Annotated in this window: 8 protein-coding genes; 4 read left to right on the top strand and 4 right to left on the bottom strand. The window is 62.8% G+C overall.

What is annotated here, in order from left to right:
- The first annotated feature begins 859 nt into the window (after positions 1-859).
- Together ACFK0J_RS16395 and ACFK0J_RS16390 are read left to right on the top strand one after the other, a co-directional pair.
- A complete protein-coding gene (locus tag ACFK0J_RS16395; protein WP_378741093.1) occupies positions 860-1,087 on the top strand; it encodes a helix-turn-helix transcriptional regulator in 228 nt (75 codons plus the stop codon).
- A gap of 54 nt (positions 1,088-1,141) precedes the next feature.
- Positions 1,142-2,365: a tyrosine-type recombinase/integrase gene (locus ACFK0J_RS16390; protein ID WP_378741091.1), complete on the top strand. Its 1,224-nt coding sequence runs from the start codon at positions 1,142-1,144 to the stop codon at positions 2,363-2,365.
- A gap of 68 nt (positions 2,366-2,433) precedes the next feature.
- Here the strand turns inward: ACFK0J_RS16390 and ACFK0J_RS16385 are convergent, their stop codons facing one another.
- Both ACFK0J_RS16385 and ACFK0J_RS16380 read right to left on the bottom strand, forming a co-directional pair.
- Positions 2,434-2,628, bottom strand: a complete 195-nt coding sequence (locus tag ACFK0J_RS16385) for a hypothetical protein (protein WP_378742867.1) — start codon at positions 2,626-2,628, stop codon at positions 2,434-2,436.
- Entirely contained in the window at positions 2,565-2,876 is a 312-nt protein-coding gene (locus ACFK0J_RS16380; protein WP_378741089.1) for a hypothetical protein, read from the bottom strand. Before ACFK0J_RS16380 ends, ACFK0J_RS16385 begins: the two co-directional genes overlap by 64 nt.
- A gap of 211 nt (positions 2,877-3,087) precedes the next feature.
- On the opposite strand from ACFK0J_RS16380, the gene ACFK0J_RS16375 reads away from it, so the two are divergent.
- Positions 3,088-3,426 (top strand): hypothetical protein, encoded by a 339-nt coding sequence (locus tag ACFK0J_RS16375; RefSeq protein WP_378741087.1) that lies wholly within the window; start codon positions 3,088-3,090, stop codon positions 3,424-3,426.
- 583 nt (positions 3,427-4,009) lie between these two features.
- Here ACFK0J_RS16375 and ACFK0J_RS16370 read toward each other — a convergent pair.
- Together ACFK0J_RS16370 and ACFK0J_RS16365 are read right to left on the bottom strand one after the other, a co-directional pair.
- On the bottom strand, positions 4,010-9,268 hold the full coding sequence (locus tag ACFK0J_RS16370; RefSeq protein ID WP_378741085.1) for a PA14 domain-containing protein: 5,259 nt from the start codon (positions 9,266-9,268) through the stop codon (positions 4,010-4,012).
- 1,572 nt (positions 9,269-10,840) lie between these two features.
- Positions 10,841-11,296: a helix-turn-helix domain-containing protein gene (locus ACFK0J_RS16365; RefSeq protein WP_378741083.1), complete on the bottom strand. Its 456-nt coding sequence runs from the start codon at positions 11,294-11,296 to the stop codon at positions 10,841-10,843.
- Positions 11,297-11,983: 687 nt separating this feature from the next.
- On the opposite strand from ACFK0J_RS16365, the gene ACFK0J_RS16360 reads away from it, so the two are divergent.
- The gene (locus ACFK0J_RS16360) at positions 11,984-12,529 is read left to right on the top strand and encodes a RidA family protein (RefSeq protein WP_378741081.1); all 546 of its coding nucleotides are present in this window, start codon (positions 11,984-11,986) and stop codon (positions 12,527-12,529) included.
- The last annotated feature ends 39 nt before the right edge of the window (positions 12,530-12,568 follow it).

Here is a 12,568-nt window from a genome sequence, read left to right as displayed (position 1 = left end):
AACGGGCCCGTGCCGCCACGCGGCACCGATAACTACAGAGTTGCCGCCGATTTCAACAGCTCGGCGTGTCGCAAATCGACACACCGCCGGGTCCGCGGTGGACGTCCTCTACCCGCCCGCCCCGAGCCCGAAGAAGGTTCGTATCCCGACTGCGTTCCTCGACGGCTCTGGCGCACCTGCTGACCTTTCGAGGAGCCAAAAGTATCGATCGGTCTCACGGAAATCTCACATTTTCGATAAGTTTTGTCCGGAATCGGTGGGATTCGTTGAGCGTCGCGTTGACCGACAAGTACCCGCTAACCAGCCTCAATGGGTTCTGATAAGGACTGCGAGGAGCACCTGAACCTGGGTCAGGTGGTCGCAGGTTCAAATCCTGTCAGCCCGACCAGGTCAGAGGTGGTTTCCACCTCTGACCTGAGCCATTTTGTGGACCAATTGTGGACCACGAGGTGGGTGCCGGGTGCGGCGGGCACAGGTGCAGTCAGCGGGTTCTCCGCGCAGGTCCGGCGGTTTTCTGGGTGCACCCTACGCAGGGGTGGTCCTCCCGGAGCGCGGCATCGGCCGCTGGTCCCAGCGCGGGTGCTGAATGGTTGCCCGGAGTCGAGTCCGGGCCTTACCCTTCTAGAGCACCCCATTTGTCGGGGTTTCCCGGTAACCGCCACAGCGGAGCCGGAGGTAGCGCCAGCTGGCAGACATCCGATCACGTGCAGGCTTGCCGTGGTCGACTCTCCGAACCGGACGTCCCGAAACCGTCGACAGCCGCTGGCATCTCATGGCGGTCGACGTCGACCTCTGCCCGAAAGCACTGTCGCTGTTCGGGAATGGTGTGGCATCGGCTCCGAAGGCAAGGAGGTCCGCGATGCAACATTCGGACCACGCCCCGTTGGGGTTGTTGAAGCAGCGGGTGTACACCACCGGGGAAGTCGCCGAGATCCTCGGTGTGGACACCTCGACATTGCGGCGGTGGCGCCGTGGATGTCCGGTCCAGGGACCAGGATTCGTCCGGATATCCGAACGCGTCGCCAAGTACCCGGAAAGCGATCTCGAAGCCTATCTGGAGGCACGCCACATCACGCCCGCCGCGTGAGCGGCCATCGTCTCCTCCTCCGAGCGGCTCGGTTCGACGTGCAGGTGCGGCACCATGACTGACGCTGTACAGGTTCCGCTCGGGATCAAGCTGACCGTCGACATCGAGAAACTCGAACGCCGTAAGTCGGGCAAACCGTTCCGCGCCCGGCTGCGCTGGACCAATCCACTAACCAAACAACGCGACTCCAAATCCGAGGTGTTCGAAACCGAAGACCTCGCCCAGGCCTGGATCGACCAGATGAAGGAACTCGCGCGCCGCGGCCTGGATCCAGTCAGCGCCAATGTCTCGCTGGTCGACTACGGCGATGCCAACATGTCGCTGGCCCTGAGCGGGCTCGAGCTCAAGACGACCGACCCATATCTCTGCGGCTGGCGCAAACGGGTGGTACCGACTCTGGGACACCTCCTCGTACCCACGATCACCAACGGGATCGTGGACCGGGCAGTCGTGCAATGGATCGAAGAAGACAACTGCTCGAAGTCCACCATCAAGAACACCATCGCGGTCCTGGTGCGCGTCATGGAACAAGCCCGACGAGACGGGCTGATCGTCCTCAACCCCGCCCGCGTCCGCGGCTGGCAAGCCCTCTACAAACAGATCGAAGACGAACTCGAAGACCCACGCGCACTAGCCCTCCCAAACTGGCAAGCCCTCGTAGACCTGTGCGATGCCCTCGTAGCCGCGTCCTACGAGAACTACCGAGGCTGGGGCAACGTCGTCATGTTCGCCGCCTGCACCGCCGCACGCATCGGCGAGGTATCCGGATGCCGTGTCCGCGACATCGACACAGACGAATGGATTTGGACAGTGCGCCGACAGACAACTCCCGCCCCTGGAGGTCTGACCGACAAAGGCACAAAAGGCAACCGCGCCCGCTACGTCCCCATCATCGAACAGATCCGCCCACTCGTCACCGAACTCATCGCCCCACACGCCCACAACCCCGACGAGCGTCTGTTCACCGGACCACGTGGCGGACGAATCACCACCGCCGGCCTCCGCGACCGCACCCACTGGGACAAAGTCGTCGCCCAACTCGGATACGAGCACCTCGTACGCCACACGCTGCGCCACACCGGACTCACCTGGTACGCCGACGCCGGAGTGCCCCTCCACCGGCTTCAGCAGATTGCCGGGCACGCAGACTCACGGGTGACCGAACGCTACATCCGCCCAGACCACCAGGGTCTCAGCGAAGACGGGCATTGCCTCTCGCTGCGCCTACGTACTGGCAGCAACACTCCCGAGCCGCTAACCACCAGTTCTGCTACGTGACAGGATGTTCAGAACACCGAGCAACGGCTCCCGTCGAATGTCCTGCCGTTCCGGCGCCGATCGGCGAACTAATTGTCGACATCCGATTGCCGGCATTCTGGTGTTCGGAGACGAGGCATCGATTCACACCAACCGGCCTCCCGTCCGCTGAGATCAATGGGCGGGAGGCCGACTAGTGGCTCTGAGCTGGACGCCGCCGTCAGGTCAACGAGCCGAGCTCCGTCGGCGTTCGTTTGCACCGACGCAATCCCTTTCTGCGCCAGAGCCTCACTCTCGTACGCCTGCGACTGAGCAGACGGCCGACGCCGTCATAGGTGTAGGAGCTGTTGTAGGTGGTGCCGGGATCAGCGGTGTCGGTGATGGTTTCGTCGGTAATGCGCTGGTCACGGGACCGGGTAACCGCACTGACGACAGTAGAGCCCGATACGTTCCACGAAAGGCCGGTCGTCGAGCCGGCATCATTGCGGGTAATCGCGAGGTTGGATCCGTTGCCGTAAGCGACCCGGTTCATCCTGCTAGTTAGCGGACACTGGCGTTCTGGTCACATAATGATCAGTGTGAACCCAGAGTCAGAGCATCGGCGACGGCCCCTGACGAACCCCAACTATCAGCCGCACCCTCGAGAGATCACAGCTGCGCATCGACGCCTCGCAGAGGAGTTCGGTGCGGTTGTTTCGCCCCGATGGTCCGAACAAGCTGTGCTCGAATGTTTGAGATGGCTGATGACCAGCAACACCACAGAGGCTTGGCGCATCGTTGTCGAGGATGCATGGGTCGAGGACGAGTGGACGTTCGCGGTAGTCTACCGATCCCCGTATTTCGATGGCCGCTTGGCGCTGCGACGCTCAAGTTACAACCCTCGTGACAACACGTTCTACAGCATGTACGCCTCACAGCTGCCTGCCGCGCCGGACCCGAAGCGTTATGGTCGCGACGTTGCCGACTTCGATATCGGTGAGCCGCCCGGTACGGTGCTGGACCACCTCAGAGTCGATGATCACGATCTTCACTGGTGGGGAACCTTACCGACTACACCCACCCAAGGTTCTGCGTCGAGGTGAGCGCCACCCACACGAAAGCCAGACTGCTACGAGGGAAAGGGTGAGCCGTGAACGACGGATCGGATACCCGACGTTGGATTGAACAGCCTGATGACCAGGGTCATGTCCGAGCATGGGTTGCGCTTGGGACATCCGGCTGGCGCTCGTACCGATCAGAAATTCGGCCCGAGCAGGCCGCGGACAATATGGTCGACAGGCGTGGCCGGACGTTCACGCGGCCTGCGACCGGATCGTGACCACACGACTGCGTGGATCGACCACGTTGGGCCAGCCCCATGGCCGGTGGCCGCCGCCCACATCATTCGCGACCATCATCTTCACCCCAGTCTCAATGGTCAGGCGCGCGACCGGCAAGCCGTGCATCGAGGAGGTTCGATGCCTGCCATCGCGCGGAGGCTGCGGTCGAGCCTGGCGCCAGTCGGATTGAGCGGCAGACCAGACTGACGCGACAGGCCCGGGAGAGCGACCCGACCATGCGATCAGCTAGTGCGGATTGTCCGGCCTTTGATGTACAAGTTCCCTCGGCCGCCGAGGTGGAAGGGACGCGTGGAGTCGCTTCCACCTGGCAGCACGCGTTCGTCGCTCATCGGTTCGGAGGCCCCGAAAACGTCTTGCCCGGGTTAGTGAGCGGTTGGTTAATCCAGTCCGGGCATCTCGTCGCACCTTCGCAGTGTGCGGTTATCACTCCGCCTTCTCCTGCTGTCGGATCGTCCTTCAATGGCCCATAATCTATCACCACTCTGACCCACACCTCGTCGACAGTCATCCAGGTTCCGTTTTGTTGTTTAACCTGGCGTACGAATTCTTTTCGGTAAACCCATCTGCTATCGGGCTGCAAATCTGATGTCGTCGGACTTCTCACCACCTCAGCCACAACATCGGAGTTGGTGAGATTGTGTTTTCCGACAACCTTCTCAAGGCCCAGGCCTTTATCCGCAACCGGATCCCAGTATCCGACCCGATACGGTACTGGTTCTCCCCATTCATCGACCAACCATCTGTGGACGGTGGGGTCGGCCTTCTTACCGGTGAGATCGAGGGTGTTGATCGGGTCGGCATTGACGTAGTCGTAGTTGTTGGCTGATCCGCCGGAGATGGGGTCGACTTGCAGGAACCGGCCGAGGATGGGCAGGTAGGTGCGGACTCCCATCTCAAGGGCTTGTTGGCTGGCGATGTGTTCGACGGGGACGGTATGTTGGCCAAGGTATCCGAAGTCCATGCCGCCTTCGGCGGTGGCGGGGATCGGGATATCACCGATGGCGCCGGTGGCGGGATCGATGTTTTGACCGTAGGGGTCGTAGAGGTGGAGTGCGCCCGTGCGGGCGGCCGTGCCGTCGGCTGTGAAAAGGATGTCGCCGTGGATGTTGGGGTAGGACCAGTTGGCGGTTTTGGTGTCGGTGTAGCTCTTGGTGAGCAGAGCGCCACCAGGCAGTTTCAGCACCCGTTGGCGCAGGGTTCCGGAATCGTCGAGGACGAAATCGGGGCCGCCGGAGTTGGAGGTGAAACCGTAGCGGGTGACCTGCGCAGGTTTGTCGTTGTCGCGGACCGTCCGCTTGGTGATGCGGTCGATGACGTCGCGGGTGTAGACCACGGAGCGTCCGGCCGCGGTAGTGGTGGAGATGTGTCGGAGGGTGGAGTCGTACCCGAGGGTGTCGGTACCGACTTTGGTCGTGTTGCCGTAGGTGTCGTAGGTGAACGCCAGGGTGGTGGCCCCGTTGGTGGACAGCAGCCGATCGGCGTCGTCGTAGCAGTAGTTGGTAGTGGTTGCCGGGGCACCGTTGAAGCTGTCGCTGAAACTGGTGCGGTTGGTATTCAACCCCGCTTTCTTGTTCGGCCCGCAGCCGTTGTCGCCGGCGAAGCTGTAGGTGAGCTTGTGATGCGGCACAGCGGCCGCAACCAGACGGCCGACACCGTCATAGGTGTAGGAGCTGTTGAAGGTGGTCCCGGAACCAGCAGTGTCGGTGATGGTTTCGTCGGTAATGCGCTGGTCACGGGACCGGGTAACCGCACTGACGACAGTAGAGCCCGGCACCTTCCACGAAAGGCCGGTCGCCGAGCCGGCATCGTTGTGGGTGATCGCGAGGTTGGATCCGTTGCCGTAAGCGACTTTGTCCAGAATTCCCGCGGTGTAGCCCGGAGTTGCGACCCTAGCCCCGTCAAGGTCTAAGCCGGTAAGCCGCGACGCGTCGTCCCAGTGGTAGTTCAGGGTGGAGGTAGCCGCCTTGACTGTGGTGGTTTCACTGGTCTTGCGTCCGGCAGGGTCGTAGGCGTTGGTGGTGGTGACGCCGCCTGCGTCGGTGTAGGACACGGTCTGGCCGAGCAGGTCGATCATGGTGGTGGTCGATCCGCTGTTGTCGCCGACCTTCAGTTTCAGCGGGTTGCCGTCGACGGCGTAGTCGTAGGTGATGGTGCGGGCGGCTTGGTCGCCCATCGCCGGGAACGACTTCTCGACGATGCGGTCACGGGCGTCATAACCCACGCATGACCACGGCTCACTGTTGGTACGGGCAGCGACAAGGCGACCTGCTCCGTCGTACACCGACTCGACCGCGTTGGCTGATCCGTCCGAGTTCTTGGGTCCCCGAACGGTTTTGACCCTGCCGCCCTGGCTGGCGGGCGCGGAGTTCGATTTACAGGGGTTCGAGCGTGTTTCGCGGTCCCCGTAGTAGGTGGAAGTGCCACGTTTGTCGGGATTGGTGAGGTCACCGCCAGGCAGGGCTGCGGCCAGTTGGCGCAGGTAGCCTTGGCCGGGCTTTTCGATCAGCATCCGGCCGGTCAGGTTGAGGCCGCCCGGGTCTCCGGTTTTGGAAACCGCCAGCCCGAGTACGGGGTCGATCCCATTGTTGGGGTCTGAGTAGCTTGTCGCGAGTTTCTTCGCGGGTGCGCGTTCGGTGTCGCCGCCGGAGGTGTTGTCCGTGATCTGGCTGGTTTCGAGTCCGTAGCGGGGTGCCAGGTTCTGCCCCGGCACCGTGACAGAGGATCCGGTGCCCGGGGGTTTCCAGGTAAAATCGAGTGCCCCGGTGGTGCCGCTGCGGTTGTAGTAGTCGACCCGAACGCGATGCCAGCTACCAGCGGTGGTGTTGGTGTAGGTGCCCGGGACAGCGGTGGCGGCCTTGTCGGTCCAGCTGTCCACGATGAGCACGTCATCGATCCACAACCGGACACCATCGACGACGGTGAACCCGAGTGCATAGTCGCCGGTGTCGGGAAACTTGATTTCGCCGGTGAATCGGCCCGACCAGCCGCTGTTGTTCGCGACCGGCGGGGTCGATCCCCAGCTACGTTTCAGGCTGCCGTCGGCGGAGCCGACACCAGTTGCCCAGTCTTTCGGGACTCCGGAAGTGAACGGGTTGTCGTAGAACGCGGCTTCCAACCCGGCCAGATTCTTGTCGTACTGAGTATTGGTGTGGGGCATCGTGTTCGCGCACTGCGAGGTCGGCAACTGCCCGGTGAAACAGGTCGTCGGAGCCGGACCATACGTGTCGGTCGGCCGGTCCGCATGGTCATAGATCACCGTCGAGCGGCGACCGGTCGTGTCGATCGTGGCTGTTCGCTGGTCTTTCGCGTTCCATTCGCTGCGGACGGTGTCGCCAACGGCGTTAGTCGAGGTGAGTAGGCGACCAGCATCGTCCCAGGTGACAGTGTTTTCCGGTGGTGAGTTGAGCCCGCCGATCCCGTCGACGTTGACGATCGCTTGTCTGCCGCCGATGTCGTAGCCGTAGTAGTGGGTGGGCCGCTTGCCCATGTAGCCGCCATCGGGGGATGGCCCGGTGACAGCGACGGCCCGTAGCCGTTCGGGTACCCCGGGCTCTTCGACGAACTTGGCGTACTGAATCGCTGTGTGTACCAGTGCCTGGGAGGGGAATTGTTGGATCGAAGCCCAGTCGTGGCCCAGGTTCCCGCGGACAAAGCTCAGCGGCCCGATACTGGCGAGGAGTTCTTGGCGTTTGACTTCGCTGCTGGTTTTGCGATATTCCTTCTGGACTTCGGCGAGGTTGGTGTAGCTGAAGTCCTGCATGGCCGCGCCAGGGTTCTCGATCCGAGCGACTACGTTCAGCAGATACCACAGCAGGGTTTCGGTGCCGTCCCAATAGGTGATGCGGCACAACTGTTGTGCGGGGGCGGAATTGGCCCCCGCAGGAAGCGACACCCCGCCGTAACAGCTGTTACTGCCATCGGTGTTGTAGTGCAGGGTGTGCGAGCGCCCCGATACCGGGTCGACGATCTCGGTCAGCCGTGACGGGGAACCTTTGTAGCGGTACTGCAACGACGCGGGCTTCTTGCTATCGAGCACGGTCGACACCTCAGCGAGGGTGCCGTCGGCATGAAACAGCGACACCACACCGTTCTCGGAGACCGACAGCCTGCCCTTGGTATCGAAGGCCACCACACCATCGCGGCCCGGCGGTGCGCGATAACCACCGGCAGTCTTGGCCCAGCTGTGTTTGCCGCCCGCACCATCGGTGAGCACCACCGCACCGTCGAGCATCGCGGCGTGGCTGTAGACACTGGCAGGCATCGACAACGTCCAGCCCGCCGGCAACGGCGGCGGATCAGCGGGATACAGCCACTGTGCCGGCGCGATCCGCGGTATCAGATTATGCATGCGCATACCACCAGCGGCGCCCTGAGTGCTCTTGACCCACAACACCATTGCCGGTGAATCAGCGGAATGGTGATACAGCTCAACCTTGATCGGCACCCGCTGACCATCACTCAGAGACACCTCATCGTCACGTTTGGGACCAGCCTCAGTGAATTTGTCATGGAAGATGCCACCGGCTTCAGGATTGTCGTAGACCAGGCGATCGCCAACCCAGATCTTCGCTCCAGGGGTGTGCGCGCCAGCGAAACGGTAGTCGCCAGCGACCGGGGCCCGGAAATACCCCTCCCACCGGACCATGAACCCCTCGGTACTCAGCCCGGGCGGCACGGGATCCCGGCTGGTTTCGTCGTGCCACATGTTGCTCCAGTGCAGATCCACCTGAGATTCGGCCCGCACCAGCACAGCGGCGGCGTCGTCGGGAGAACCATCGCGGTTGGCATCGTTGAAATACGAGGCCCGCACGCCCCGGGACTCACCTTGGCGTGAGTTGTAGGCGAAGCTCACCCCCGCGGGACCGCCCAACGCAGAGAAGCCTGGACCCGAGGCATCAAAACGGACATTGCCGTTGAACAGGTTCACTGTCACTGGCCCCAGCGAATCGGTCGGGGTCGGTTTCGGATCACCTGTGCGTTGATCGATGGTGAAATGACCGACCCAGCTCGCCGGTGTCGGTGTCTGCGCATCCTTGGCGACGGTCTCGACGGTCCAGGTGTATCGGCCGCCGTTCGCCAGCACATTGCGGGGCACCGTCCACTGCGGTTCCGGCACACACCCCGACTGCGCCACGCTGCCGGTGCGGCCATCGAACCCGGTCGACACCTTGAAGCAATACTTCGCGCCTTCTCCAGCGCCGGTTACGGCGACCTTCAACACGGGTGTCTCGGAAGCCAGAATGGCGTTATCGGGCGGGGCGACCAGCACCGTCTTCGGATCCTCCTGCGCCCGCTGCCGCGGACTCGCACCGGGACTGCCGACCTCCCCAGCGCGCGCCAACGGCACGAAATCGGCGGCGGGCAGAGGGGGCTCCGGTTCGAGCTCGAGCTTCGAGGACGGGCCGTCCCCTGAGGCCAGCAACGGCACGGCCCGCGTCGGCGGCGGAGCCGCCGCACTCGGCGGCGACACCATTGTCTGCGCCAATGTCGCGACCAGCAGAATCGACAGCGCCACCGCGCTCAAGCGATACCAAGTAGCAGGGAACCAACGCACCGAGGCGTCGCCCTGACGGCGAAATTTCATCACACTCCACAATCCCCCGAGCCCATAGACGGGCGTAAATCTGACAGAACAGCAGCAACGGAATCAATCCATTCCAGACGGAATTCGAGATGCCGGTGCCACATATGCCGCGACTCTTTTACGGTCGCGGACTTCAATGCCTTACTGCAGGTCCCTGTTCTGAGCTAATTCTTCAGTTCGCAACCGAGCCAGCGTGCTGACATCTACATATCAATTTGCCGACAGATGCCCGAATCAACATGTAGTCCATGAGGATTCGACACCCCGGACAGCCTCGCGCACAGTCAACAGAAGGGACAAATAGTTAAATAGCCGGATCGACAGGGCATTTCACACAATCGAGCGCCTTACCGATCGCGCGCGTCGTCGATGTACAGACGTACATCATTGCTGCGCAGATGGTTTGGAGTCCCTACTTCAAGAAGCTGTTCATCATGCACGCTCCCCCACCCGGGATTGACTGATACCGAACGACATTGGGACGAATACCCTGCCACCCAAATAACGGTACAGCTAGATCAAATGGGGAGCCATCGTCCATGCCGACTGGGGAGCTGGACGTAGCGCAGGAACCGAGCCCGACCCTCACATCACTCAAAGTAGCTGCACGGCAACAACCGCCGATGTTCGGCGGCATACCGGCCGCGAAGGAGGGAGAGTCCCGCGAATCAGGGATGAAGGCACAAGTATAGCGCCTCCAAGATCATCACCTAATCTCCGGCATTTGTCAATCCGCCGCGTCGACTCGTCGAAAATGCCCGAGTAGTCGCTTCGTTGCCTCATCTGGCTTTGCCCGCGTGCGGCGGAGGGCCGCGGCGATGGAGGAAGTTGCGCTGGGGCCCGACGATGGGATCGACGATGGCTGAGTGCAGGGCTGTGACCAGGACAATCGCGACCACGAACCAGCGGGCGGACAGGTCTGGTAACAACCGACTTCACATACTGGGGACGGCATCACCGAAGCGATGTCGTCGAGCGCGGCGATGACCCATTTGCGGCTGGGTCTTGTTGGACACGGAGCAGTTCTCGGTCTACCCGGTGACGATATCGGTCACTGTCAACGTGCGGAGGCATGCTGGCCGGTGGTGCGACCGACCAGGTCGATCTCCACGAAAATCGTTGCGGCAACGTCCCATTGAGGCCAGTTACGGACCGGGGTCTGCGATGAGTGTCGGCGAGTTCGGAAGCTTGGGGTATCGGTGAGTTTGGCCCACGTGCTAATGGCGCCGGCGAGGGCCTGGGCGACACCGCAGAGAGCGTGGTGACCGCCTTGGCTGGCGATGACGGCGTGCGAATAAGGCTGGAGGACAAGGGAGTTAAAGCATGAGCCTGAGAAGATTCCCGACACCGAGCATGAGCAGGTGCTGGATCGGGTCGCCGCGATCGATGTCGCCAATGCGAGAGGATGCGGTTCTCCAGTTATCAAAGCGAGTGCCTTGGCTATCTCCTGCAGGCTTGCGCGGAAAGTAGGCCGCCCGCATCGACAGCGATGAGCAACACCCGTGCCCATGCGACACTTCCATAACAGGAGTCGGTGCGCCGATCAGCCAGGCGACAGGCGTGGTCGAACGATCACGCGTCCGGCGGCCGGATCGTGACCAGACGACTGGCTGGATCGCCCAGGCTGAGCCAACCCGCAGCCGGCGGCGGCCCGCACCATTTGCGACCGTCATCGTCGGTCCATTGGCAACCTCCGGGCTCGCCACCGTCGAGGTCTATATCGAGGACCGCTACCGGCGACCTCCCGAGAGATTGTCGATAGCCGCCCCGCCTCAACCGGGCCGCGATCCCACGCAGCGACTCACCCGCGGCCAGCCCAGGCGAGATCTCTTCCCGATCAGCCAAACTCAGCCGTAGCTCGCCGCGTCGCCGGGCAGCTGCCCGCACCCCGCCACAGCGTTTGAGCAGATCACGCACCGTCGATGGATGCCTGCCCATCTCGCGGGCAAGCACCTTCACCGCCTGGCCGCAGCGCCATCGCCGCCACACCTCGTCGATCTCCGTCTCGGACAACGCCGTTCTCGTCATCACACACCACATCCCCGTTCATCGCGAGAATCAAGTGTTGCGCTGACCTATTGAGAGCACCCCGAATACCGTGCGTCTGCCGCCTCTTTGTCTGACCCACAGACAACGGTGAGCAAGCGCGGGCGTCGACCCGGGCAGCAGTACCGTACAGCCGTCGGCCGAGAGTCAATCCGGGTAAACCGACACGCGAGAAGGCCGTCCCGTATCCGCTCCGGGACGGCCCCCTTGCTCGCGCAGTTCACGACTTTTTGATCTTGGCGATCGCTTTCCTAGCGTCGAGCCGCAGTGGCGGCAGGTCTTGCCCTGGTTCGAGCCGAGAGCCGCCGCCAACACCTTGGCCAGCGCGCACGAGATAGCCGAGTGTGCGCAGCCGAGCAAGGCCACGACACGCTCGGCCGTACCAGGCGCGTCCCGCCTGCCTCACCAGCGCGCTGCAACCTGCACGCAATAGCGGACTGGTTCTGTCCGCTAGGGCTGCCAGGGTAGCGGCATGGATACAGACCAACCCGATGCGCCTCTTGCTCACCGTTAACCGAACCATCGGCCGCACAGCCGAACGTTCGGATTGCCTGCACGACGTCGGCCGCGACCAGAGGAGAACATGACGATGAGTACACGACACATCTACCCCAAAGGGCTACACCGCATCCCCGCCTTCAGCCAGGCGGCATCTAGTGCGGAGGAAATATGACCCGATCTGTTCTGCTCGCGACCGCGGCGGCCACCCTTGCGGTGTCTCTCACGGCGTGCGGTGGCGACGGCGCCTCCGATGCCGTCCCTTCGGCATCGAGCACCGTTTCCACATCCGCGCTCGGCAATAATCGCGACGAGGAGACCATGACCATGAGCACACGACATATCAACCCTGAAGGGCTACACCGCAGCCCGGCCTTCAGCCAGGCCGTCGTAGTCGAACAACCCGCCAAGACGATCTACATCGGCGGGCAGAACGGCGTCGGCGCAGACGGAAAGATCGTCGGACCCACAGTCGGGGAGCAAGCGCTGCAGGCATTCCGCAACCTCGCGACCATCCTGGAGAGCGAGGGGGCGAGCCTGGCCGACATCGTGCACTGGAAGATCGCCGTTGTGCAGGGCCACACCTTCGAGGAGGGTGTGGCGGCCTTTCAGCAGGTCTGGAACGCAGGCGACCCGCCACCAGCGATCACCGTCCATGTCGTCGCCAGCCTTGGCCCCGGGTTCCTCGTCGAGATCGACGCCATCGCCGCCGTCTGAGGCACCGCCGCCAACGACTGGCGGGACGCCAGCCGCGTT

The organism is Nocardia brasiliensis (assembly GCF_042691675.1).
Lineage (GTDB): Bacteria > Actinomycetota > Actinomycetes > Mycobacteriales > Mycobacteriaceae > Nocardia > Nocardia brasiliensis_D.
The sequence above is the reverse complement of the archived record's forward strand: the minus strand, read 5'-3'. Positions and strand labels throughout refer to the sequence as shown.

Excerpts from the sequence above, each read along its gene's own strand:
- ACFK0J_RS16395 (WP_378741093.1), top strand. The coding sequence starts at position 860 with ATGCAACATTCGGACCACGCCCCGTTGGGGTTGTTGAAGCAGCGGGTG.
- ACFK0J_RS16390 (WP_378741091.1), top strand. The coding sequence starts at position 1,142 with ATGACTGACGCTGTACAGGTTCCGCTCGGGATCAAGCTGACCGTCGAC.
- ACFK0J_RS16380 (WP_378741089.1), bottom strand. The coding sequence starts at position 2,876 with ATGAACCGGGTCGCTTACGGCAACGGATCCAACCTCGCGATTACCCGC.
- ACFK0J_RS16375 (WP_378741087.1), top strand. The coding sequence starts at position 3,088 with ATGACCAGCAACACCACAGAGGCTTGGCGCATCGTTGTCGAGGATGCA.
- ACFK0J_RS16370 (WP_378741085.1), bottom strand. The coding sequence starts at position 9,268 with ATGAAATTTCGCCGTCAGGGCGACGCCTCGGTGCGTTGGTTCCCTGCT.
- ACFK0J_RS16365 (WP_378741083.1), bottom strand. The coding sequence starts at position 11,296 with ATGACGAGAACGGCGTTGTCCGAGACGGAGATCGACGAGGTGTGGCGG.
- ACFK0J_RS16360 (WP_378741081.1), top strand. The coding sequence starts at position 11,984 with ATGACCCGATCTGTTCTGCTCGCGACCGCGGCGGCCACCCTTGCGGTG.